Source organism: uncultured Amnibacterium sp., from assembly GCF_964245895.1.
In the GTDB taxonomy this organism is placed as follows: domain Bacteria; phylum Actinomycetota; class Actinomycetes; order Actinomycetales; family Microbacteriaceae; genus Amnibacterium.
In genome coordinates this window covers 1-22,778 of the sequence record NZ_CAXTOQ010000014.1, presented here as the reverse complement: position 1 = coordinate 22,778, position 22,778 = coordinate 1, and the positions used below count along the sequence as shown (strand labels likewise).

Here is a 22,778-nt window from a genome sequence, read left to right as displayed (position 1 = left end):
CGACGGACCAAGATGTGCATCCGCGAACCTGATTAGAGGGTCGAAGCCCGCGGACCGACCGCCCATTCTGCCAGACCCGCGGCGGCGGGGCGACCGCCGGGCGTGGGATCAGCCTGGGGAACCGGCGCGGTGGTGCTCGGCGAGCCGACGCAGGCCCTCCGTCACGCCCACCTCCGGCCGCCAGCCGAGGTCGCGCCGCGTGCGCCGCTGGTCGAACCAGTGCGCGGTGGACAGCTGCTCGGCGAGGAACCGGGTCATCGGGGGCTCGTCCGCGCCCGGTCGGATCCGCCAGAGGGCCTCGACGAGCGAGCCGGCCGCCTTCGCGGCGCCCGCGGGCACGTGTCGCGTCGGCGGCGCGACGCCGGCCGCGTCGCAGAAGCCGGCCATCAGCTCGGCGATCGGCCGCGGCTCCCCGGAGGTGAGGACGTAGGCGGCGCCGTGCACCCGCTCGGCCGCGTCGAGCGCCGCACGGATGCCCGAGACGGCGTCGTCGATGTAGGTGCTGTCGACCAGCGCGGCGCCGGACCCGACGAGCGGGAGGCGGCCGGTCGCGGCCCGCTGCTGGATGCGGGCGACGAGCTGCGGGTCGCCGGGCCCCCAGACGATGTGGGGCCGGACCGCGACGACCGCGAAGCCGGGGGCGTCGGCGCCGAGCGCGACGATCTCGGCGGCGGCCTTCGTGCGGGCGTAGGCGCCGGAGGCGCCCTCGGGCCGGGCGGGCGGCGCGTCCTCCCCCATGATCGGCTCGCCGGTGTGGGCGACCGACGGCGAGGACACGAACACGAACCGGCGCACGCCCGCCCGCTTGGCGGCGCGGACGAGGGACCGGGTGCCCTCGATGTTCACGGCGACGAACTCCGCCTCGTCCCCGGCGAAGGAGACCTTCGCGGCGAGGTGGACGACCGCCTCGACGCCGGCGACCGCGGCCTCGACGGCGTCCGGCTGCGTGACCGAGCCGAGCACGTCGTCCGCGCCGTCGACCCCGGAGGGGCGGCGCTGCAGCGTGCGGACCCGATGGCCCGCGGCGACCAGGTCCCGGGCGACCGCGGCGCCGAGCCAGCCGCTCGCGCCCGTGACGAGCGTGGTGCCGAGGCTCTCGACGGCGCCGCGGCTCACGGCGCCCCTCCCCGGCCGCCGGCGAGCACCCGGGTCGCCCAGCGGGCGACCCGGGCGCGGTCGATCTTGGCGTTGTGCCGGATGTCGGTCGGCAGCGCGGGCGTCGCGAGCACAGCGGCCACCGGCCGCCCGACCTCGCGCCGCACCGCCGCGGCGAGCCCCGGGTCGGCGAGCGGCCCGTCCGCCCCCTCCACGACCACGACCAGCTGCTGCGTGCCGCGCGGCCCGACCCCGACCGCGGCGGCGCGCGGCGCACCCGCGCGCTGGGCCGCGAGCTCGACGCCCACGGGCGTCACGACCGCGTCCGGCGTGACGACGACGTGCGGCAGCCGGCCCTCGACCCACAGGCGGCCCTCGGCGTCGAGGTGGCCGACGTCGCCTGTGCGGTGCCACTCCTGCAGCGGGGTGCCGGCCTTCGCGGCGGCGTCCGTGCGCCAGAGCCGGTCGTAGCCGGCGAGCATGTGCGGCGCGTGCACCTGGATCTCGCCGGTCACGCCCGCGTCGGTGGTCGGCTCCCCCGCGGCAGCGCCGTCCGCGTCGAGCGGGGCGATGCGGATGCGGGCGCGGGCGGTCTGCGGGCCGACGCAGACGCCGTCGCCGGCACCCGCCTCGTGGATCGCCTCGCGGGTGATGTCGGCGACCAGCAGGCACTCCGTCAGGCCGTAGGGGGTGCGGAGGGAGGCGGCCCGCAGCACCTCCTGCGCCCGGTCCAGCAGCGGGGCCGCGACCGGCGCCCCGACCGTGAGGAGCAGGCGGACGCCGTCGAAGGCGTCCGCCTCCGGCTCGGTCGCGAGCACGTTGGTCAGGGCGGCGGGCGACAGGAAGACCGCGTCGGCGTCGATCGCCGCGACGGCCCTGGCCAGGGCCGTCGCGGTCAGCGTCGCCGGCTTCGTGACGTCCATGTCCGGCACCGCGGTGCGGCACCCGAGGGTGGGGCCGAGCAGCGCGAAGGGCGCGAACCCGGCGACCAGCCCGGTGTCGCGGCCGATGCCGTACTGCGCGATGAGCGCGTCGCGCACGCCGGCGAGCCGGGCGTGCGTGTAGCGGACGCCCTTCGCGGGCCCGGTGGAGCCGGAGGTGAAGAGCACGGCGGCCAGGTCGTCCTGGCCGGGCTCGGGCGGCAGGGAGCGGCCGCGGCCGAGGCGTGCCAGCTCGGGCAGCGTGTGCCGCACGCCGAGGGCGGCCCTGGCGCTGCGCGCGAGGCCGGCCGGCGCGATGCGCACGCCGGGCCAGCCGAGCGCCCGCGCCGCGGCGAGCGCGGTCGGGATGCCGATGATCCAGTCCGGGCGGGCGCCCTTGACTGCCCGCGTCAGCCCCTGCACGCCCAGCCCGGCGTCCGCGACGACGACCGCCGCGCCGATCCGGAGGCAGGCGTAGAGCGCGGCGGTCAGGTCGGCGCCGGGCGGCACGAGCAGGGAGACGCGGTCGCCGCGCCGCACCCCGATCGCGTCCAGCCCAGCCGCCACCTCCCGCACGCGCCGCGCGAGCAGGCGCCACGGGACGGTGCGGACCGACTCCCCGTCCAGCTCGACGAGCGCGGCGGAGTCGTCCTCCGACCGCGCCTCGAGCTCCGCCCACATCGGCCGGGTCGGCTGCGCGCCGACGAGCGGGGCGACGGGCGCCGGGGCGGGCGTGCCGTCGAGCGCCTCCGGACGGCGCGGAGCGGCGATCCAGTCGAGCACGGCGCCCGCGACGTCGGCGTCCTCCTGCACCAGGTGCCCCGCACCCTCGAACCGGTGCAGGTCCGCGTTCGGCAGCCGCTGCAGCAGGTCGTGCAGGTACCGCTCCTGGAACACCGGGTCGCGCGGGCCCCACAGCAGCAGGGCCGGGACGTCGAGCGACGCAAGGCCCGCCGCGATCCGCTCGACCGCCCGTCGGCTCGGGTGGGAGGCGGTCGCGGGGATGTCGGCGACGAAGTCCCGGACCCCGTGGCGCCTGGCCGGCGTGCGGTACGGCGACCGGAAGGCGGCGCGCACCGCGGGGTCGAGCCGCGGGTGCGCGATGGCGAGGGTGGTGTCGAGGAACGCCGTCGTCCACTCGGTGCCGAACGAGGAGGCGGCGAGCGCGGCCCTGAGCGCGGCGGGCAGCGCCGCGTGACCGTCGACCGCGGTGTTCGTGAGGATCACCCCTCTGAGCACGTCGCGGTGCTCGAGCGCCCAGCCGGAGACGATCACGCCGCCCCAGTCGTGCCCGAGAGCGACCACGTCGGGCCCGAGGGCGAGCGCGTCGGTCAGCGCGCCGAGGTCGCGCACGCGGTCGGCGACGCGGCGGACGACGCCCGTGCGCTCCGACCAGCCCATCTCCAGCTGGTCGACGGCGACGACCCGCCACGCGGGCGCGCCCGCGACGGCCCGGCGCACCGACTCGGCGGCGAGGCAGCGCCAGAGGTAGCTCCAGGTCGGGTTGCCGTGCACGGCCAGGATCGTGCCGACCGGCTCCGCGTCGGCCGCGGCGAGCGCCGCCTCCGTGTCGAGCAGGTGGTGGACGACCTGCCGCCCGGTCGCCACGTCGTGCACCGGCACGAGGCGGCACCAGGCCGGGTCGAGCCCGGGCAGGCGATCGGGCGGCGGAGAGGCCGCGATCACCACGCCAGTTCGAGCATCGAGGTGTTGATGCCGCTGCCGACGCCGCAGAGCAGCACCCGCTCGCCCTTCTGCAGCTTCTTCGACTCCTGCGCCAGCGTGATCGGGATGGAGGCGGAGCCGACGTTGCCGAGGCTCGGGTAGGTCACCGGCACCCGCTCCGGGTCGATCTCGGCGGCCTTCACGAACGCCGCCGTGTGGGCGCTGGACACCTGATGCATGATGTAGCGGTCCATGTCGGACCAGTTCCAGTCGCGCTTCGCCTCGTTCCAGGCGGCGGTGACCAGCTCCATGCCGCGCTTCAGCAGCGACTTCGTGTCGGTCGTCATGCCGTCCATCGAGCCGATGCAGAGGTCGTTCCACTCCGTGCCCGCGCGGGTCACGCCGCCGACGAGGCGGTGCCCCTCCGGGTGCAGGTCCGCGCGGCCGAGCACCGCGGCGGCCGCGCCCGAGCCGAGGGTCAGGCTGGCGAACTCGTTCATGAAGGACTGCCGGTCGAGCGCCTCGTCCTGCGCCAGCCGCTCGATGGTCGTGCGCTGCATGCGGTCGATGTCCTCGCCGTCGATGACCATCGCGTAGTCGACCTGGCCCGCGTCGATCAGGCCGGCCGCGAGGCTCATGCCGTTCACGAAGCCGAGGCAGGCGTTCGACACGTCGAAGTTGATCGCCGAGGTCGGGAGCCCGAGCCCGTGGTGCAGCCGCGTCGCGACGGACGGCTCGAGGTGCTCCTTCGTGATGGAGGTGTTGATCAGCAGGCCGATGGATGCCGCGGGCACGCCCGCCTCCCGCAGCGCGCTGTTACCTGCCTGCACCGCGGCCTCGTGCGACGAGAACCCCGGGCCCCAGTTGCGGCGCTCGATCACGCCCGCGACGCGCTCGAGCAGCCCGACCGGGAGGCGGAGGCGCTTCAGGATCGGCTCGATGCGGCGCTCGATCTCCACCGACGTCGTCACGAGCGGGCCGAGCACGCTCGACACCGACAGCAGGCTGACGTTGCGGTACGTCGAGGTGGCGTTGCCGTTCACACATGCTCCAGGCTCGGGAAGGTCGCGCCCGGGAAGCGGGACGCGCGGACAGTCGGCCCATTCTGCCTGGTGATGTTGTGCGGCGGCGCCCGGTCCGGCGGCCCACACCGCGCGGACACCGGTCTGCCAGGATGACGCGCATGACGATCGACTTCGCGCGGTCGGACCGGTCCACGCTCGGCGTCGAGTGGGAGCTCGCGCTCGTCGACCGGTCGACCGGCGATCTGGTCCCCGCCGCCCCGGAGGTGCTCGCCACGACGCGCATCGTCGGTGACGACGGCGTCTCCCGGCTGACGAGCGAGCTGCTGACCAACACGGTCGAGATCGTGACCGGCGTGAACCGCACCGCGAGGGAGGCGGTCGAGGACCTGCAGCGGTCGCTCGACGAGGTGCGGCGCACGACCGATCCGATGGGCGTCGATCTGATCTGCGCGGGCACGCACCCCTTCGCCGCCTGGCAGGACCAGCAGGTGACCGACAAGGAGCGGTACGTCACCCTGATGGATCGGACCGGGATCTTCGGGCGGCAGCTGCTGATCTGGGGCGTGCACATGCACGTCGGAGTCGACGACCCGGCCAAGGCGCTGCCGGTGCTCGACGCCCTGCTCCTGTACTACCCGCACCTGCAGGCGCTGTCCGCCTCCTCCCCGTTCGTCTTCGGCGAGTCCTCCGGGTACGCCTCCAGCCGGGCGATGCTGTTCCAGCAGCTGCCGACCGCCGGGCTGCCGCCGGTGCTCGAGTCGTGGCAGCAGTACGAGTCGATCGTCGAGGACCTGACGAAGGTCGGCGTGATCGACCACTGGGACGAGATCCGGTGGGACGTGCGTCCGTCGGCGAAGTGGGGCACGGTCGAGACCCGGGTCTGCGACGGGCTGCCGACCACGTTCGAGATCGGTGCGCTGTCCGCGCTCGTGCAGTGCGTCGTGGACGACTGCTCCGCGCGGCTCGACGCCGGCGAGGCGCTGCCCACGCTGCAGCCCTGGTACGTGCGGGAGAACAAGTGGCGCGCCGCGCGGTACGGGATGGACGCCGAGATCGTGGTCGACCGCGACGGCGCCCAGCGGCAGGTCGAGGACGAGGTGCGCGACCTCGTCGCCCGCCTCGAGCCCGTCGCCGACCGGCTCGGCTGCGCGCAGGAGCTGCAGGACGTGCTGACGATCGTCGAGGTCGGCGCCTCCTACGAGCGGCAGATGCTCGCGTCCGCGCAGGCGGGCGGCGACCTGCGCGCGGTCGTCTCCTCGCTCGTCAGGGAGATGCGGGAGGGCGTGCCGACCCGTTCTTCGTTGTGAAGGAACTTCTGCGGCGCCGCTGAAGAAGTTCCTTCAGAACGGATCAGGCGTTGTGGGCGTCGCGCCAGCGGATCCACCGCTCGACCGGGGCCCAGTCGAGGTCGGGGCCGGTGATGCCGACCGTGAAGAGGCGGACGCCGGCGTCGTGCAGCGCCTGCGCCTTCGCGTCGTCCGCGCCGCGCAGCTCGTTGCCGATCTCGATCTCCGCGACGTCGCGCCCGACCGCCTCCGCGTGCCCCTGCAGCACCTCGAGCTTGTGCGCGATCCCCTCCGGCGGGACGAAGCTGTGCCAGATGTCCGCGTGCTCGGCGACGATGCGCAGCGTCTTCTGCTCCCCCGCGCCGCCGATGAGGATCGGGATGCGGCGGACCGGCGGCGGGTTCAGCCGCGCCCACCGGTCCCGCACGACCGGCAGGTCGCGGGCGAGGTCGTTCAGCCGGGAGCCGGCGGTGCCGAACGGGAAGCCGTACTCCTCGTAGTCCCGCTGCGCCCAGCCCGACCCCGTGCCGAAGACGAACCGGCCGTTCGAGATGTGGTCGATGGTCCTGGCCATGTCGGCCTGCAGGTTCGCGTTGCGGTACGAGTTGCAGTTCACGAGCGGCCCCAGCTCGACCCGCTCGGTCGCCTCCGCCCACTGCGCCAGCTGCGTCCAGGCCTCGAAGTGCAGCCCGTCGGGGTCGCCGGACAGCGGGTAGAAGTGGTCCCAGTTCATGACCATGTCGACGCCGAGGTCCTCGGCGTGCACGGCCGCGTCGCGCAGCGCGGCGATCGGCAGGTGCTGGGGGGCGATCTGGACGGCGATGCGGACGGGACGGTCCCCGGCGCGGAAGTCGGCGGTGCTCACGATCTCAGGCTACGGGCGCCCGGCTGTCCTCCCGTCGACCTCCCGGTTCCGCCGACGGGAGGAGCGGACGTGCAGCCGGCGCCCGGCTCGTCATCAGGTCCCGTGTCGGCTCGGCGCGTAGGAATGCACCGCCCGCGATCCGCGGTGCACGGATCGACGAAGGAGCCCCCATGCCGGACGACGTGCAGGACCGCGCGAAGACGAACCTCGAGGCGCAGGGGAGGATGGGCGAGATCGTCGGCGCCGGCGAGTACGACCGGTTGACGGAGGTGCTCGCCGACGGCCTGGTGGACCACGACCCCGCGCCGGGCCAGTCCGAGGGGCCGAAGGGGATCGGCGAGTTCTGGACCACGTTCACGACCGCGTTCCCGGATGTCGCGCTCGAGCCCGTGCAGGTGATCGCGACGGAGGACTACGTCACCGCCGTCCTCGAGATCACCGGGACGCACCAGGGCGAGTTCCTCGGCCACGAGGCGACCGGGAAGTCGTTCACGGTCCGCGGCATCCAGGTCGGGCGGTTCGCCGACGGCCGGATGACGGAGCGCTGGGGCGCGACCGACCAGCTGGGCATCCTCCAGCAGCTCGGTCTCGTCTGACCCGCGCCCGGCCCGCCCGTCATCACCCGGCTCGGGCGGGCCGGCCCCGCACCGTCACGAACACGCGGTGCGCGGTGATCACGAGAACGCCGAGTACGGCCCGGCGACCCGCGCCACGGCGCCGCCGGCCGCGCTCATCGTCCGTCGTCGCCTTCGGCGCCGCCGAACTCCGCCGTGCCGACCAGGATCGCGCGGCCCAGCGTGTGGAAGTGCAGGTTGAAGCCCAGCACCGCCGGCGTGACCTCGGGGTCGATGCCGAGCGACGGCACGTCGACCGCGTGCACGACGACGAAGTAGCGGTGGACGCCCGTGCCCTGCGGCGGCGTCGCGCCGGTGAAGCCGGGCTCCCGCAGCTCGTTGCGCAGCACGACCGCGCCGTCGGGGGCCGGCGCACCGGCGTCGAGCGAGGTCACCGAGGCGGGGATGTCGGAGACCGCCCAGTGCCAGAAGCCGGAGCCGGTCGGCGCGTCCGGGTCGTACATGGTGACCGCGAAGCTCTGCGTGCCCGCGGGCGGATCCGACCAGGCCAGCTGCGGCGAGCGGTCCTGGCCGCCGGCGTCCGCGCCGTAGACCGCGGCGGGCAGCGGCTGCCCGTCGGTCACGTCGTCGCTCGTCACCGGGAAGGAGGGCACCGGGTCGAGTCGGGCGTACGGGTCGTAGTCGCGATCGCTCATGGCAGGACGCTAGGCCGCGCACCTGGGGCCGGTTCGGAGGGAGCGGTCGCAGGCGCGCCGCCCACCATGGGACCGCTGCGAAGCCGCTCGTCCCGAGACGTGCTCGGTGGGCATCGTCGTCGCGAGTCGACCGGCGCGGACCGGCCGTGGCCGCGGTCCGGGCTCCCCCGACCGGACCTCCATGGAGGGCGTCAGCGGCCGATGCCAGCATGCGGACGTCGGCCGCGCACCATCGGGCGTGGCGCATGCTGAGCAGGAGGACACGATGCGCGAGCTCGTGCTGAAGATGTCCATCTCGATCGACGGGTTCGTCGGCGGCGCGGACGCCGACCCGATGTGGGCCCTGCGCGCCGGGACGCCGGACTCCGCCTCCTGGGTCGTCGACACGATCGAGGGCGCCGGCGTGCACGCGATCGGTCGCACCTCGTTCGAGCAGCTGATCGCCTTCTACCCGACGGCCACCATCCCGGTGGCACCGGGCATGAACCGCATCCCGAAGGCCGTTCTCACCCGGGAGGCGTCGTTCGACCCCGCGGCCCTCGCGGCCGGCATCGAGGACCCGGTCATCCGGGAGAGCTGGGCGTCGACCCGCGTCCTCAGCGGGGACCTGGCGGAGGAGGTCGCCCGGCTCAAGGAGGAGGACGGCGGCTACGTCCTGGCCCAGGCGGGTACGGGCATCGGACGCAGCCTGGTCAGGGCCGGGCTCGTCGACGAGTACCGGCTGGTGGTCGCACCGATCGCGCTCGGACATGGCGACGGGCTGTTCAGCGACCTGACCGGCGCCCTCGACCTGCAGCTGGTGAGTCGACGTCGTTCGCCGGCGGTGTGGTCGCGAACGTCTACCGCCCGAAGGGCTGAATCCGCGCGATCAGCCGCGATCGAGGATCGCGCGCAGCGTCGACCCCAGATCGGTGTGCCGGTGCACGAACCCGGCCTCGACCAGGCGCTCGGGCACGACCCACCGGCTCTTCAGCACCAGCTCGGTCTCGGTCCGGATCGCGAACGAGCCGAGCTCGAGCATCCACCGGCTCGCCGGCAGCCCGACCGGCACGCCGAGCGCGAGGCGCAGCTCGCGCATCAGCGTCCTGCTGTCGCTCGCCTCCGGCGCCGCGAGGTTCACCACCCCGTCGAAGTCCTCGCGCGCGCGGAGGAACGCGATCGCCGCGAGCACGTCGTCCGGGTAAATCCAGGAGAAGCGCTGCCGGCCTCCCGAGGACGTCGGCCGGTACCGGTGGTGGACCCCGGCGGCGATCCGGGCCGAGGTGCCCGGCCAGCGCCCGTCCAGCTGCGCGCCGCCCAGCCCGAGGCGGGTGAGCCGCGTGAGCGGGACCATCACGCTGCCGCGTCCGAGCACGATCGCGGTGCGCAGCGCGACGCGGCGCACCCCCGGCAGCGGCGGCTCGAAGAACGCCGCCTCCCACGCCTTCGCGATCGACACCGAGAAGCCCTCCCCCAGATCGCCGTCCGCCTCCGTCATCGGCCGGTCGTCGGCGTGGCTGGGCCCACGGCGCCGGTTCCGGCGCGCGCGTCAGCGCGTGACGGCCGTGCGCCGGGGAGAGATCGTGGCGGTGCTGGAGTTCAGCCAGAGGGACGGCGGCGCGGCCGCTGCGGCGACGCCGCGGGCCAGCTCGCCGGTGGTCCCGACGCGCGAGCGGAGGATCTCCGCCCGGTTCGCTGGCGTGTACCGGCAGTTCACGCTGCGCCCCGCGAGGTTGACGAGCACGTCGGCGCCGTCGAGCACCCGCGCGATGCCCGCGGCGTCGCCCCACGCGGCGTCGGCGCCTCGACGCCCGATCGTGCGCACCTCCTCCCCCGCGGCGCGCCGCTCGGCGACGAGCCGCCTGCCCATGAAGCCCGAGGCGCCGGCGATCACGACCGTCATGCGTGCTCCTCCTGCCGGACGGCGTAGGTGAACGACCCGGCGTACTCGTAGATCCTGCCGAGAACGGGGACATCGACGGTGAGCGCCACCCGCTGACGCCCGTCCTCGAACCGCTCCGTGAGCCGCACCGCGGGCGACAGCGGACCGAGCGGGAGGCGCAGCGGCCCGACGCGGAGGCGGACCCGCATGGAGTCGAGTCGCAGGCCGCCGTCCTGCACCGCGGGGCTCAGCGCGACCTCGAGGCGACCGGCAGGCCGATGCGGTCGACGACGACGCCCGGCGCGGTCGCGACGGTCGCGTCCCGCATGGTGAGGTCGCGGTCCCGCAGGTGGATCGTCCGCTCGGCGGCGACGCCCGCGACCCCGGGCATCGCGCGGTTCCGGACGTCGAACGGCACGTCGCGCTCGTCGATCGGGAACAGCGACGGTCCGCCGACGAGCCGCAGCACGGGACGCAGCCAGCGGTGCGGGGTGCCGACGCGGTCGAACACCCCGCTGCCCTCGCCGACCGCGCCGGGCGGGATGGCCGCGAAGTACGCGCGGAGCTCGGGACGCAGGCCCTCGACCGCGTCGCCGAGGGCCGCCTCCCACGGCGACGGCACCGTCAGCCGCGGGGGCTGGAGACCCGGCGCGGCGCGATGCGCAGGATTACGCGCTCGCCGCCTCCGCCCCCGCCGAACGTCGGGTACGGCGTGCCGAGGTACTTGTGGCTCAGCTGGTCGATGTGCTCGCGGGCGCCGTCGGTCGTGATCTCGTGGACGTCGCCGCGGATCTGCACGTACGCCCTCGGCCGCGCGGGATCGGAGACGGTGAGGGCGACCCGCGGGTCGCGGCGCACGTTCCGCAGCTTCTGGTGCCCCTCCACCGTGTTGATCACGACGTCGGTGCCGTCGGTGTCGACCCAGACCTGGGTGACCTGGGGCGACCCGTCGGGCATCGTCGTCGCGAGGTAGCAGATGCTCGGGGCGCGCAGGAGGTCGATCACCTGCTGGGAGAGATCCATCTCGCCGACCCTACGGGCGTGCGACTGCGCGTCGTCCGGCGCCCGGTCCTCGGGCCGAGCGCTTCAGCAGGAAGATCTCGCTTCGGCAGGAAGAACAGGGCCGATCCTTCCTGCGATCGTGGATTCTTCCTGCCGTCGTGCTCGGTTCTTCCTGCTGACGGGCTCGGCTCCTCCTGCCAAAGGGCTCGGCGGGCGGGCGGATGCGGCATCGGGCGACTTCGGGCCGCGCGCCTCCGCGCGGGCCGCACGGCCGGCGTCGCGACGCGACGCGGTCAGACGGGGGCGAGCGGGACGCGCGGGCCCTCGGGGAGGAGCACGTCGATCCGGTCGCCGGGCCGGACCTCGCCGCCCTCGAGCACGACGGACATCACGCCGGCGAGCCGCACGACGTTCCCGTCCGCGTCGCGGCCGACCATCCGCTTCAGCAGCCCTGGCTCGTAGCCGTCGATCTGCAGGCACGGGTTGCGGAGCCCGGTGACCTCGACGACGGCGTCGGCACCGAGCCGCAGCCGGGTGCCGGTCGGCAGCCCGAGCAGATCGACGCCCTCGGTGGTGATGTTCTCGCCCATCGCCCCCGGTGGCACGGTGAACCCCGCCTCGTCCACCTCGTCGAGCAGCTCGCGGTGGATCAGGTGCACCTGGCGCAGGTTCGGCTGCGACGGGTCCCGAGCGACCCGGGACCGGTGCTGCACGGTGACGCCGGCGTGCGCGTCCCCCTCCACGCCGAGTCCGGCGAGCAGCCGCACGGCGGGGGCGACGCGCTTCGAGAAGCGGTGGGCGTCGTCGAGCGCGACGGCGACGACGACCCCGGCCACCTCAGCGACCGAGCAGCTTCTGCAGCTGCTCGAGGTCCGCGGCGCTCGGCTCGCCGGAGGCGCCGCCGCCGGCCGCTCCGCCGCCCAGCCCGAAGCCCGCGCCGCCGGACGTCTGCGGCTTCAGCGAGCGCCCCTCCGCGAGCGCCGCGTTCTCCGCCGCGCGCTTCGCCGGGTTGCCCGACTTCGAGCCCTTCTTCTTCTGCACCTGCTTGGGCCTGCCGCCGCCGTAGCCGACCGGACCCATGCCCGGGATCTGGGGCACGCCGCCGCGCGCGACGGTCTTCATCATCTTCGCGGCCTGGTCGAAGCGCTGCACGAGGGCGTTCACATCGGTCACCGTCATCCCGGAGCCGCGGGCGATGCGGAGGCGCCGGGAGCCGTTCAGGATCTTCGGGTTCTGCCGCTCGCCCGGCGTCATCGACTGGATGATCGCCTCCGTGCGCACGATCTCGCGCTCGTCGAAGCCGTCGAGCTGCTCGCGCATCTGCCGCGCGCCGGGCAGCATCCCGATCATCTTCATCAGGCCGCCGCGGTTCCGCAGCTGCTGCATCTGCTTGAGGAAGTCCTCGAGCGTGAAGCTGGAGGTGGCGATCTTCTCCGCCATCTCGAGCGCTTCCTGCTCGTCGAAGGCCTCCTGAGCCGACTCGATGAGGGAGAGGATGTCGCCGAGGTCGAGGATGCGGCTCGCCATGCGGTCCGGGTAGAAGGGCTCGAAGTCCTCGAGCCGCTCCCCGGTGGAGGCGAACACGATCGGCCGGCCGGTCACGCTGGCGACGGAGAGGGCGGCGCCGCCGCGGGCGTCGCCGTCGAGCTTCGTCAGCACCACGCCGGTGAAGTCGACGCCGTCCTGGAAGGCCTTCGCGGTCGCGACCGCGTCCTGGCCGATCATCGCGTCGATGACGAACAGGACCTCGTCCGGATCGGTCGCCTTCCGGATGCTCGCGGCCTGCTTCATCAGCTCCGCATCGACGCCGAGGCGGCCGGCGGTGTCGATGATGACGACGTCGTGCTGCTTGTCGCGGGCGAACCGCACCGCGTCCTTCGCGACGCGCACCGGGTCGCCGACGCCGTTGCCCGGCTCGGGCGCGAAGACCGTGGCGCCCGCCTGCTCACCGACGACCTGCAGCTGCTGCACGGCGTTGGGGCGCTGGAGGTCCGCGGCGACGAGGAGGGGGGTGTGCCCGTCGTTCTCGAGCCACCTCGCGAGCTTGCCCGCGAGGGTCGTCTTGCCCGCACCCTGCAGGCCCGCGAGCATGATGACCGTCGGCGGCTGCTTCGCGAACTCGAGGCGGCGCTGCTCCCCGCCGAGGATGCCCACGAGCTCCTCGTTGACGATCTGCACGACCTGCTGCGCCGGGTTCAGCGCCTTGTTCACCTCCGCGCCGAGCGCCCGCTCGCGCACGCTCGCGGTGAACGCCTTGACGACGTCGAGGTTGACGTCGGCGTCGAGCAGCGCGCGCCGGATCTCGCGGACCGTGCCGTCGACGTCGGCGGCGGTGAGCACGCCCTTCGTGCGGAGGTTCGCGAGGGCGGCGGTCAGCCGATCCGACAGGGATCCGAAGGTGGCCATAGGGCTGGGATCCTACTGCGCCCCGGTCGGCCGCACCGGGCGGCGAGCCCCGGCGTCGGGCGCCTCCGCAGGCCGCTCGTCCTTCCGCAGGCCCCGCGTCTTTCAGCAGGCCCCTCGTCTTTCAGTGGGCCACTCGTCTTTCAGCAGGCCCCTCGTGCTCCAGCAGGCCACTCCTCTTCCAGCAGGCCCCTCGTGCTTCAGCAGGCCGAGGCGGCGCAGCAGAGCCTGTCGAAGCGCGCGCAGCCTGCCGAAGTGTGCGTGCAGCCTGCTCAGGTGCTCGACCGGCCTGCTCAGGTGGCCGCGAGCAGGCGGAGGATGTCGCGCTCCTCCCCGTCGGTCAGTCCTGCGCCGTGCGGCTGGGCGGGCTGCGCCTCCTCCCAGGCGAGCACGTCGCGCAGCGTCTCCTCGAGCGGGCGGTGGACCAGACCGGCGGCGCGGGCGCGCGAGCCGTCCCGGGCGGCGAAGCCCTGCCAGCCGGGGTCCGCGAGCCAGAGCGGCAGGCTGCGCGGGCCCGCCCACTCGGCGACGCGCTGCTCCGCGAGCCAGGGCTCGGGGGCGAGCTCGACCTCGCCGGCGTGGCCCGCCACCAGCCGCGCCGTCGCGAGGTGGTCGCCGAGCGGGGTCTCCGGCCCGACCGCGTCGAACGTGCCGCCGGTGCCGTCCTCCGCGCAGCGGACCAGCCAGGCGGCGAGGTCGCGGGCGTCGATCAGCTGCGAGGCGCGAGCGGCGGCGTCCGGCACGAGCACCGCGTCGCCGGAGGGGTGCGCGAAGCGCCACGGCCAGTAGCCGGAGCGTCCGGAGGCGTCGCCCGGCCCGCCGATGAGCCCCGCGCGGGCGATCAGCGCCCGGGCGCCGTACCGCCCGACCACGGCCCGCTCGCAGGCGACCTTGCCGCGGCCGTACGCCTCCCCGGGGTCGGCGGAGGGCGCATCCGGGTCGAGCAGGGCGGCGTCCTCGGACAGGTGGGGCGTGGACGGGTCGGCGTAGACGTTCCCGGTCGACACGAGCAGGTACCGTGCGGCGTCGAGGGCGGCCACCGCGCCTTCGACGTGCCGGCGCTCCCGGGCGACGTCGACCGCCGCGTCCCAGCGGCCACCGACGCCGTCGTACGCGCCCGGCCGGTCTCGATCCGCGACGACCGGACGGGCGCCTCGCGCGACGGCGCCGGACTCGCCGCGGGCGAGGCAGACGACCTCGTGCCCGCGGCCGACCGCCTCCGCCGCGATCGTCCGACCGAGCCACGCCGTCCCACCGAGCACGAGGATCCGCATGGTCCGATCCTGGCCGGTCGCAGGGCGGCGCGATCGGTCTCGCTGCTCGGAGCGGCGTCCTCACCCCTGGCGCTCCCACTGGAGCCACTTCGCATCGAGCGCCGCGTCGAGGTCGACGCCGTGGCGGCGGGCGAGCAGCAGGACGTGGCCGAGCACGTCCGCGCATTCGCCCCGGCCAGCCGCCGGTCCAGCTCTGCGGCGTCGTACCCGCGATCCTTGCTCCGCCCGCTCCGCGCCAGCTGGATCTGGGTGAGCTCGCCCAGCTCCTCGACGAGCTTCAGCAGGAACCAGTCGTCGTCCCGCGCGATCCCCTCCCGCGCGGCGTAGCCGACCGAGATGCGTTCGAGACGGTCGGCGAGCGCGGCGAGGTCCATGCCGGCAGTCAAGCGTTCCCCTCCGACCCGGTTACGGTCGCGGCATGCGCACCACCTCCGTCGCCGGGCTCGACCTCACCGCCTGCACGATGGGCTCCGCGCCGCTGCCGACCCCGGTCGCCCGCGCGGTCGAGCTGCTCGACGAGGGCTGGGAGGCGGGCATCCGGGCGCTCGACGCCGCGGACGGGACGCACGGGGCGGAGAGCGCGGCCGGGCGCTGGCTGGAGGAGCGGCAGCCGGAGGGGATCGTCGTCCTGTCGGGCGTCGGCGCGGTCGTCGGGCAGGGGCGCGGCTCCGATCTCTCCCCGCTCCGCCTCGAGGCGCACCTCGCGGCCGCGTCCCGCCGGCTCGGCCGGGTCGACCTGGCGTGGCTGCGCGGCGCGGACGCGGAGACCCCGGTCGAGGACTCGCTGCAGCCGCTCGCCGCGGCGATCGAGTCCGGCCGGCTCCGGGGCTGGGGGGCCGGCGACGCCGACGCCTGGGCGCTGGAGGGGCTGCTCGCGGAGGCCGACCGGCTGGGACTCCCCCGCCCGTCGTTCGTGCGCGTGCGACTGAACCTGCTGGAGCGCGACGTCCTGCGGGATCTGGCCCCGCTGGCCGCGGGCGAAGGCGTCGCGCTGCTGGCCGGGGCGCCGCTCGGGGCCGGGCGCCTCACGGCCCGGCACGTCGCCGCGGAGGAGCGAGCCGCGGAGGCGATCCGGTCCGGCGCGCAGCAGGAGGGAGCGGTCGATGCGGCGCTCGAGACGCTGATCGCCCTGCGGACGCTCGCCCGGGATCTCGAGCTGTCGCTCGAGGGGCTGGCGCTGTCCTGGCTGCTCGCGAAGGAGGCGGTCGCCTCCACGATCGTCGCCCCGCGGGCGAAGGCCGACTGGGACGCGGTGCACGAGGCGCTCGCGCGCCCCCTCGACCCGGAGACCGTGGAGCGCCTCGACTCGCTTCCTCGTTGAGGCCCGATTCGGAACACGCCGTCGTTCCCAGGGCAGGAAGCGGCGCGTGGGGAATTCCAGCCTCAACCAGGAAGGTCCTCGAGGGGGTTGTCGGCCAGCTTGCGCCGGAGGCCGCCGTGCAGGAGGCGCGCGGCCGCCGTCGCGGGCTTGCGCTCCGCCTGGTCCGCGACGCGGTCGCCGAAGTCGGCCGCGAGGGCGCCTCGCGGGAACGCGGCCAGCACCTCCTCCAGGTACTCGCGAGGCAGCGCGTCCGGCCGCGCGCCGGAGACGTCGAGCCCGGTCGCGATCTCGAGCAGGTGGCCCTCGACGTCCAGCGCCGGGTCGACGTCGGGCCAGTTGTGCCGCTCGATCACCTCGATGACGCGGGCCTGCCGGTGCGGTGGCCACCCGGCGCCCGCGCCGAACACGGCCGCGACGTGCCCGCCGCCCACCTCGTAGGCGACGCGCACGGCGTCGAACTCCTCCGCCAGGCCGATGTCGTGCAGCAGCGCGGCGACGGCGAGCAGCTCGCGATCCGGCTCGAGGCCGAGGACCTCCGCGAAGCCCGCGGACCAGTACCAGCTGCGGATGGAGTGCGCCGCCAGGGCGGGCGTCAGGTACCGCTCCGTGAGCCCCTGGGCGGCCCGGACGGCGGCGGACTCGGGGAGGCGGTGGTCGGCGAGGCGCACGTCCGTCATCCTGCCGCCCCGGCGCCGCGCCCGTCGTAGGGTTCCTCGCGTGATCGACGTCGTGCGCTCGTCCCTCGCTCCCGATCTGCTCGACTACCACGAAGGGTGGGCGCTGCAGCGGCGGGTCCATGCGGAGGTCGTCGCCGGTGCGCGACCCGACTCGCTGATCCTCTGCGAGCACCGGCCCGTCTACACGGCGGGCAAGCGCACCGCGGACGACGAGCGCCCCACCGACGGCACGCCCGTCGTGGACGTCGACCGGGGCGGGAAGGTCACCTGGCACGGCCCCGGCCAGCTGACCGGGTACCCGATCCTGCGCCTGCCCGACCGGCACGAGGTCGTCGCGTTCGTGCGCGACCTGGAGGCGATGATGATCGACGTCGCCCGGGCGTTCGGCGTCGCCGGCGAGCGGGTGGAGGGGCGCAGCGGCGTCTGGGTCCGCTCGGCCGGCGGCTGGGACAAGGTCGGCGCCATCGGGCTGCGGGTCGAGCAGGGCGTGACGATGCACGGCTTCGCCCTGAACTGCGGCAACGAGCTGACGCCCTACGACCGCATCGTCGCGTGCGGCATCCGCGACGCGGGCGTGACGACCCTCTCCGCGGTCGCCGGCCGCAGCATATCGCCCGCCGACGCGGCGCCGCTCGTGCTCGCGCACTTCCGACGCGGGGTCCTCGGCCTCGCCGCGCTCGAGGAGGTGGCGGCGTGAGCGGCGTCGTCCGCCTCCCCTCCACCGGGCTGTCGCCCGACCAGGAGGCCGCGCAGGCCGGTCACCGTCGCATGCTGCGGCTGGAGGCGCGGAACGCGTCGGTGCCGATCGAGCGGAAGCCGGCGTGGATCCGCACCACCCTGAAGCAGGGACCGGAGTTCCAGGCGCTGCGTCACCTGGTGCAGGACGAGGGCCTGCACACCGTCTGCCAGGAGGCCGGCTGCCCGAACATCTCCGAGTGCTGGGAGGACCGGGAGGCCACCTTCCTCATCGGCGGCTCGCAGTGCACCCGCCGCTGCGACTTCTGCCAGATCGACACCGGCAAGCCCGCCGACTACGACACCGACGAGCCCCGCCGGGTCGCGGAGTCCGTCGCGCGGATGCGGCTGCGCTACGCCACCGTCACCGGCGTCGCCCGCGACGACCTGCCCGACGAGGGAGCCTGGCTGCACGCCGAGACCGTCCGCGCGATCCACGGCGCCAACCCCGGCACCGGGGTCGAGATCCTCGCCACCGACTTCTCCGGGGACCCCGACCTGCTCCGGGTCGTCTTCGACTCGCGGCCGGAGGTCTTCGCCCACAACGTCGAGACGGTGCCGCGGATCTTCAAGCGCATCCGGCCCGCGTTCCGGTACGAGCGCTCCCTCGGCGTGCTCACCCGCGCGCGCGACGCCGGGCTCGTGACGAAGTCGAACCTGATCCTCGGCATGGGCGAGCAGTCGCACGAGGTCCTGCAGGCGCTCGAGGACCTGCACACCGCCGGCACCGACATCATCACCCTCACCCAGTACCTCCGCCCGACACCCCGCCACCTCCCCGTCGCCCGCTGGGTCACCCCGGCGGAGTTCGAGGACTTCAGGACCGCGGCGGAGGAGATCGGCTTCCTCGGCGTGCTCGCCGGCCCGCTCGTCCGCTCCTCCTACCGCGCCGGCCGGCTCTACGCGCAGTCGATGTCCGCGAAGGGGCGCGAGCTGCCGGAGGGGCTGCTGCACCTGGCCGACCCGAGCCTCGGCTTCGCTCAGGCGGTCGGCTGACGCCTCGGCTCGGCAGTTGCGACGCTGAGGGACAGATGCCCTTGCCTAAGCGGCAGCATCTGTCCCTCAGGGTCGCAACTCGGATCCTGCGGCGGCGATCAGCGGCCGGTCGGGCAGGAGCGCGAGGCTGGCGGCATGGCCACGATCCTCCCGTTCGACGGCGCGCTGCCCCAGATCGACCCCTCGGCGTTCGTCGCACCGGACGCGACCCTGATCGGTCGGGTGCGGGTGGAGGCGGACGCGGTCGTGATGTTCGGCGCGGTGCTGCGCGGCGACCGCGACGACATCGTGCTCGGCACGGGCAGCAACCTGCAGGACACCGTCGTCGTGCACTGCGACCCCGGCTCCCCCGCGACGATCGGCGCGGGGGTCAGCGTCGGCCACGGCGCCGTCGTGCACGGCTGCACCATCGAGGACGACTGCCTGATCGGGATGAACGCGACGGTCCTGAACGGCGCCGTGATCGGCGCGGGGTCGCTGGTCGCAGGCGGAGCCGTGGTCCTCGAGGGGACGATCGTGCCCGCGCGCTCGCTCGTCGCCGGGGTACCCGCGAAGGTGCGCCGGTCGATCACGGACGACGAGCTGGAGCGGATCCGGCGCAACGCGCAGACGTATCGCGACCTCGGGATCGCGTATCGAGCCGAAGGGGCGTGACGGCGTGGAGCCCTTCCGCGTACCCGAGTCCCCGGACCTGACCGAGCTGCACGATCGCCTCCGACGCACCCGCTTCCCCGCGGCGACCCCGGGGCCGGAGTGGGCCGCCGGCACGTCGCCAGCGTTCCTCCGCCGGCTGGTCGCGCACTGGCTCGAGCGGTACGACTGGCCCGCGCAGGCGCGGCGGCTGAACCGGTACCCGCACGCGATCGCGACGCTTCCCGAGGGCCGCCTGCACCTCGTGCACCTGCGGAACCCGGGCGCCCCCGCGATCGTGCTGCTGCACGGCTGGCCGTACACCTTCGCCGAGATGCTGCCGCTGGCCGATGCGCTGGCCGCGGACTTCGAGGTCGTGGTGCCGTCGCTGCCGGGGTTCTGCTGGTCCCCTGCGCTCGACGAGCCGTTCGGCGACGTCGTCGTCGCGCGGATGGTCGACGGGCTGATGACGGATCTGCTCGGGCACGCCCGGTACCTGACGTACGGCGAGGACGTCGGCACCTGGATCAGCGACCGGGTCGCCGGCACCTACCCGGGACGCGTCGCGGGCATCGTCGTCACCCATCCCGCCTACCCGCCCCGGGAGGAGCGCACCGCGCTCGGCGAGGAGACGGCGCGGTTCTTCACGGCCCTCGACGAGCGGCATGCCGACGACCGCGGGTACGCCGAGATCCAGTCGACGAAGCCGGACACGCTCGCCGCCGCCCTCGGCGACTCGCCTGCCGGCCTCGCGGCCTGGATCGTCGAGAAGTTCCGCGCGTGGGGTGACGTCGGCGGAGACGTCGAGTCGGTCTTCCGGCTCGACGACCTGATCACGACCGTGATGCTCTACTGGCTCACCGACTCGATCGGCACGAGCTTCCGGCCCTACATCGACGATCCGGTGCAGGCGGCGCAGCCGCCGATCGAGGTGCCCGCGGCGATCGCGCTCGCCCTCGGCGACCGCGGCTACCCGCGCGCGCTCGCGGAGCACACCTACCGGGACATCCGCACGTTCCGCACCCTCGAGCGCGGCGGCCACTTCGTCGCGCGCGAGGTGCCGCAGGAGGTCGCCGCGCTCGTCCGCTCCCTCCGCTGACCTACCGGCATCCCAGCCGGCGATGCTTCCCTGTCGAGATGGTCGACGACTTCCCCGTGCCCCGGCTCGCCGCCTCGTGGGCCGAGCGGTTCGCCGCCTTCGACGAGGTGGAGGCGGTCGCCCTCGGCGGATCCTGGACGACGGGCACCGACGACGCGGACTCCGACGTCGACCTCGAGGTCTACTGCCGGACGCCTCCGTCGGCGGATGCGCGCCGGGCGCTGATCGCGCCGCGCGCATCCCGCTCGGAGATCGGGAACGACTTCTTCGGGCTCGGGGACGAGTGGATCGATGCGGGCGGGCGCGGGATCGACGTCGTCTACTGGGCGCCCGCCTTCATGGAGGACCAGCTCGATCGCGTGCTCGTCCGGCACGTCGCGTCGATCGGCTACTCGACGGCGTTCTGGCACACCGTCAGGGACTCGCGATCCCTGTTCGACCGATCGGGCTGGTTCGCGGACCTGCAGGCGCGGGCGCGGGCGCCCTACCCGGAGGCGCTCCGACGGGCCGTCGTCGCCGTGAACCACCCCGTGCTGCGGGGCAAGCTGTCGTCGTACCGGGACCAGATCGAGCTCGCGCTCCGCCGCGGCGACCGGGTCAGCGTGCAGCATCGGACGACCGCTCTGCTCACGAGCGTGTTCGACATCCTCTTCGCGATCGATCGGGTCCCGCATCCCGGCGAGAAGCGGCTGCTGCAGCACGTGGCGCGCCTCTGCTCCACGCGGCCGGCGGACACGGAGCCGCTCGTCCTCGACGTGCTCGACGCCGCGAGCGCGTCCCGATCCGATCTGCTGCACCGGATCGACCTGCTGGTGGACGCGCTCGACGCCGTCCTCGACGCCGAGGACCTGCTGCCCGCGCGCTGATCCGCCCCGCTGGACGCGCTGCTGCTGCGCGAGGCCCCTCCGGCCGCCTGAGGTGTCGCGGATCCGGATGAACTGCGCGACACGCCGCGTCGAAGCGCCTCCGCGCGGCGTGTCCCTCCGCTCGTCCGGATCCGCGAGAGGGATCCGGATCCGCGAACCTCAGCCGACGAGGCCCTGCGCGAAGACGTGCGGGGTGAAGCCGGTCAGGTCCTGGATGCGCTCGCCCTGCCCGATCAGCTTGATCGGGATGCCGGTCTCGTCCTGCACGCGCAGCACGAAACCGCCCTTCGCGGAGCCGTCCAGCTTCGTGATCACGAGCCCGGTGACGCCTGCGGACTCGATGAACGCCTGCGCCTGCAGCACGCCGTTCTGGCCGGTCGTCGCGTCGAGCACGAGCAGCACCTCCGCGATCGGCGTCAGCTTCTCGACGACCCGCTTGACCTTGCCCAGCTCGTCCATCAGGCCGCCCTTGGTGTGCAGGCGACCGGCGGTGTCGATGAGCACGATCTCGGTCCCGGTCCGCTGCGCGTGCTCGATCGTCTGGTAGGCGACGGAGGCGGGGTCCTGGCCGGGGTGCTGCGGGCGGACGACGGCGGCGCCGGCCCGCTCCGCCCAGGTCGCGACCTGCTCGACCGCGGCGGCGCGGAACGTGTCGGCGGCCCCGACGACCACGGTGCGCCCGTAGTTGCCGACGAACTTCGCGAGCTTGCCGATCGTCGTCGTCTTCCCGACGCCGTTGACGCCCACGACCAGCACCACCGCGGGCCGCGCCGTCAGCTTCAGGGTCGGATCGAACCCGGCGAGCCGCTCCTCCACGTCCTCGCGCAGCATCCGCTGCAGGTCGCGGGGGTCGGTGGTGCGGAAGCGCTCGACCTTCTCCTGCAGCGACGCGATCATCGACTCGGTGATGTCGGGGCCGAAGTCGGCGCCGATCAGCGCCGCCTCGAGGTCGTCCCAGGTGTCCTCGTCGATCGTCCGAACCGTGCCGAACAGGTTCCGAAGCCGCGCACCGAATCCCGCCACGGTCAGCAAGGGTAGGGCCCGGCCGCCTCCCTGCCCGCGCTCGGCCGGCCGGCGCTACCGTCGCGGCGCCCCCACGGAAGGACCCCGCATGGCCTACATCCCCACGGTCACCCTGCTCGGCACCGGGACGATGGGGGCGGGCATGACCCGCTCGCTGCTCCGCGCCGGGCTGCCCGTCACGGTCTGGAACCGCTCGGCCGAGCGGTCCGCCCCGCTCGCGGACGACGGGGCGATCGTCGCGTCCTCGCTCGAGGAGGCCCTCGCGGAGGCGGAGATCCTGATCACGATGCTGTTCGACGCGGACTCGGTCGCCGCGGTGATGGCGGAGGCCATCCCGCACCTGCAGCCGGGGACGGTGTGGCTGCAGACCAGCACCGTCGGGATCGACGGCACCGCGCGGCTCGCCGCGCTGGCCGCGCCGCACGGCATCCCCTTCTACGACGCCCCCGTGGTCGGCACGAAGCAGCCGGCGGAGTCCGGCACCCTGACCGTGCTCGCCTCCGGCCCGAAGCGGACCCGGGAGGCGGTGCAGCCGGTGCTCGACGCGATCGGCTCCCGCACGATCTGGCTCGGCGACGACCCCGGACCGGCCAGCGCCATGAAGCTCGTCGCGAACTCGTGGGTCGCGACGATCAACGCCGCGGCCGCGTTCGGCGTCGAGCAGGCCCGCGCGTTCGGGCTGGACCCGGCCGGCTTTCTCGAGGTCGTCGCCGGCGGGGCGGCCGACAGCGCCTACCTCCAGGCGAAGGGCCGCACGATCATCGA

General features: G+C 74.4%; 22 protein-coding genes and 2 pseudogenes. 10 read left to right on the top strand and 14 right to left on the bottom strand.

Going from position 1 to position 22,778, the window contains the following annotated elements; genetic code table 11:
• Nucleotides 1–108: 108 nt before the first annotated feature.
• Genes ACFE60_RS03825 through ACFE60_RS03815 form a run of 3 tightly spaced genes read right to left on the bottom strand, consistent with a single transcriptional unit; the run spans nt 109 to nt 4,723 of the window.
• The gene (locus tag ACFE60_RS03825; protein ID WP_375387510.1) at nt 109–1,116 is read right to left on the bottom strand and encodes an NAD-dependent epimerase/dehydratase family protein; all 1,008 of its coding nucleotides are present in this window, start codon (nt 1,114–1,116) and stop codon (nt 109–111) included.
• A complete protein-coding gene (locus ACFE60_RS03820; RefSeq protein WP_375387509.1) occupies nt 1,113–3,704 on the bottom strand; it encodes an alpha/beta fold hydrolase in 2,592 nt (863 codons plus the stop codon). Before ACFE60_RS03820 ends, ACFE60_RS03825 begins: the two co-directional genes overlap by 4 nt.
• On the bottom strand, nt 3,698–4,723 hold the full coding sequence (locus tag ACFE60_RS03815) for a 3-oxoacyl-ACP synthase III (RefSeq protein WP_375387508.1): 1,026 nt from the start codon (nt 4,721–4,723) through the stop codon (nt 3,698–3,700). Before ACFE60_RS03815 ends, ACFE60_RS03820 begins: the two co-directional genes overlap by 7 nt.
• 140 nt (nt 4,724–4,863) lie before the next feature.
• On the opposite strand from ACFE60_RS03815, the gene ACFE60_RS03810 reads away from it, so the two are divergent.
• Nucleotides 4,864–6,012, top strand: a complete 1,149-nt coding sequence (locus ACFE60_RS03810) for a glutamate--cysteine ligase (RefSeq protein ID WP_375387507.1) — start codon at nt 4,864–4,866, stop codon at nt 6,010–6,012.
• 43 nt (nt 6,013–6,055) lie between these two features.
• Here the strand turns inward: ACFE60_RS03810 and ACFE60_RS03805 are convergent, their stop codons facing one another.
• Nucleotides 6,056–6,859 (bottom strand): LLM class F420-dependent oxidoreductase, encoded by an 804-nt coding sequence (locus tag ACFE60_RS03805; protein ID WP_375387528.1) that lies wholly within the window; start codon nt 6,857–6,859, stop codon nt 6,056–6,058.
• Nucleotides 6,860–7,026: 167 nt separating this feature from the next.
• On the opposite strand from ACFE60_RS03805, the gene ACFE60_RS03800 reads away from it, so the two are divergent.
• Nucleotides 7,027–7,452: an ester cyclase gene (locus ACFE60_RS03800; RefSeq protein ID WP_375387506.1), complete on the top strand. Its 426-nt coding sequence runs from the start codon at nt 7,027–7,029 to the stop codon at nt 7,450–7,452.
• 134 nt (nt 7,453–7,586) lie between these two features.
• On the opposite strand, the gene ACFE60_RS03795 is transcribed toward ACFE60_RS03800, so the two are convergent.
• On the bottom strand, nt 7,587–8,126 hold the full coding sequence (locus tag ACFE60_RS03795) for a YbhB/YbcL family Raf kinase inhibitor-like protein (protein ID WP_375387505.1): 540 nt from the start codon (nt 8,124–8,126) through the stop codon (nt 7,587–7,589).
• A gap of 181 nt (nt 8,127–8,307) precedes the next feature.
• Here ACFE60_RS03795 and ACFE60_RS03790 point away from each other — a divergent pair.
• A pseudogene (locus tag ACFE60_RS03790) lies at nt 8,308–8,922 on the top strand (dihydrofolate reductase family protein); the annotation flags it as partial.
• Nucleotides 8,923–8,994: 72 nt separating this feature from the next.
• Here ACFE60_RS03790 and ACFE60_RS03785 read toward each other — a convergent pair.
• The 7 genes and pseudogenes from ACFE60_RS03785 to ACFE60_RS03755 all read right to left on the bottom strand — a co-directional run bounded on the left by ACFE60_RS03785 (nt 8,995) and on the right by ACFE60_RS03755 (nt 14,666).
• Nucleotides 8,995–10,008: pseudogene (locus ACFE60_RS03785) on the bottom strand (DUF1731 domain-containing protein).
• The gene (locus ACFE60_RS03780; protein ID WP_375387504.1) at nt 10,005–10,226 is read right to left on the bottom strand and encodes a DUF4166 domain-containing protein; all 222 of its coding nucleotides are present in this window, start codon (nt 10,224–10,226) and stop codon (nt 10,005–10,007) included. The pseudogene ACFE60_RS03785 and the gene ACFE60_RS03780 overlap by 4 nt, the downstream one beginning before the upstream one ends.
• An 8-nt stretch (nt 10,227–10,234) precedes the next feature.
• A complete protein-coding gene (locus ACFE60_RS03775) occupies nt 10,235–10,609 on the bottom strand; it encodes a DUF4166 domain-containing protein (RefSeq protein WP_375387503.1) in 375 nt (124 codons plus the stop codon).
• Nucleotides 10,610–10,611: 2 nt separating this feature from the next.
• Nucleotides 10,612–11,010: a PPOX class F420-dependent oxidoreductase gene (locus tag ACFE60_RS03770; protein ID WP_375387502.1), complete on the bottom strand. Its 399-nt coding sequence runs from the start codon at nt 11,008–11,010 to the stop codon at nt 10,612–10,614.
• A 272-nt stretch (nt 11,011–11,282) separates the two neighbouring features.
• A complete protein-coding gene (locus ACFE60_RS03765) occupies nt 11,283–11,825 on the bottom strand; it encodes an MOSC domain-containing protein (RefSeq protein WP_375387501.1) in 543 nt (180 codons plus the stop codon).
• Nucleotide 11,826: 1 nt separating this feature from the next.
• Entirely contained in the window at nt 11,827–13,395 is a 1,569-nt protein-coding gene (ffh, locus tag ACFE60_RS03760) for a signal recognition particle protein (RefSeq protein ID WP_375387500.1), read from the bottom strand.
• Between the two features lie 290 nt (nt 13,396–13,685).
• On the bottom strand, nt 13,686–14,666 hold the full coding sequence (locus ACFE60_RS03755) for an NAD-dependent epimerase/dehydratase family protein (protein WP_375387499.1): 981 nt from the start codon (nt 14,664–14,666) through the stop codon (nt 13,686–13,688).
• Nucleotides 14,667–15,084: 418 nt separating this feature from the next.
• On the opposite strand from ACFE60_RS03755, the gene ACFE60_RS03750 reads away from it, so the two are divergent.
• Nucleotides 15,085–15,987: an aldo/keto reductase gene (locus tag ACFE60_RS03750; protein ID WP_375387498.1), complete on the top strand. Its 903-nt coding sequence runs from the start codon at nt 15,085–15,087 to the stop codon at nt 15,985–15,987.
• Nucleotides 15,988–16,049: 62 nt separating this feature from the next.
• On the opposite strand, the gene ACFE60_RS03745 is transcribed toward ACFE60_RS03750, so the two are convergent.
• Nucleotides 16,050–16,664 carry an HD domain-containing protein gene (locus tag ACFE60_RS03745; protein ID WP_375387497.1) on the bottom strand — a complete coding sequence of 205 codons (615 nt, stop codon included), beginning with the start codon at nt 16,662–16,664 and terminating at the stop codon, nt 16,050–16,052.
• A 40-nt stretch (nt 16,665–16,704) separates the two neighbouring features.
• Here ACFE60_RS03745 and lipB point away from each other — a divergent pair, with 40 nt between their 5' ends.
• The 5 genes from lipB to ACFE60_RS03720 all read left to right on the top strand — a co-directional run bounded on the left by lipB (nt 16,705) and on the right by ACFE60_RS03720 (nt 20,990).
• A complete protein-coding gene (lipB, locus tag ACFE60_RS03740) occupies nt 16,705–17,361 on the top strand; it encodes a lipoyl(octanoyl) transferase LipB (protein WP_375387496.1) in 657 nt (218 codons plus the stop codon).
• A gap of 71 nt (nt 17,362–17,432) precedes the next feature.
• A complete protein-coding gene (gene lipA / locus ACFE60_RS03735; protein ID WP_375387527.1) occupies nt 17,433–18,395 on the top strand; it encodes a lipoyl synthase in 963 nt (320 codons plus the stop codon).
• 135 nt (nt 18,396–18,530) lie between these two features.
• A complete protein-coding gene (locus tag ACFE60_RS03730) occupies nt 18,531–19,049 on the top strand; it encodes a gamma carbonic anhydrase family protein (RefSeq protein WP_375387495.1) in 519 nt (172 codons plus the stop codon).
• A gap of 4 nt (nt 19,050–19,053) precedes the next feature.
• The gene (locus ACFE60_RS03725; RefSeq protein ID WP_375387494.1) at nt 19,054–20,124 is read left to right on the top strand and encodes an epoxide hydrolase family protein; all 1,071 of its coding nucleotides are present in this window, start codon (nt 19,054–19,056) and stop codon (nt 20,122–20,124) included.
• Between the two features lie 38 nt (nt 20,125–20,162).
• Nucleotides 20,163–20,990 carry a hypothetical protein gene (locus tag ACFE60_RS03720; RefSeq protein ID WP_375387493.1) on the top strand — a complete coding sequence of 276 codons (828 nt, stop codon included), beginning with the start codon at nt 20,163–20,165 and terminating at the stop codon, nt 20,988–20,990.
• 159 nt (nt 20,991–21,149) lie between these two features.
• On the opposite strand, the gene ftsY is transcribed toward ACFE60_RS03720, so the two are convergent.
• Entirely contained in the window at nt 21,150–22,013 is an 864-nt protein-coding gene (gene ftsY, locus ACFE60_RS03715; RefSeq protein ID WP_375387492.1) for a signal recognition particle-docking protein FtsY, read from the bottom strand.
• A gap of 88 nt (nt 22,014–22,101) precedes the next feature.
• Between ftsY and ACFE60_RS03710 the strand changes: the two genes are divergently transcribed.
• Nucleotides 22,102–22,778, top strand: a 677-nt coding sequence (locus ACFE60_RS03710; RefSeq protein WP_375387491.1) for an NAD(P)-dependent oxidoreductase, incomplete at its 3' end; no start/stop codon positions are given.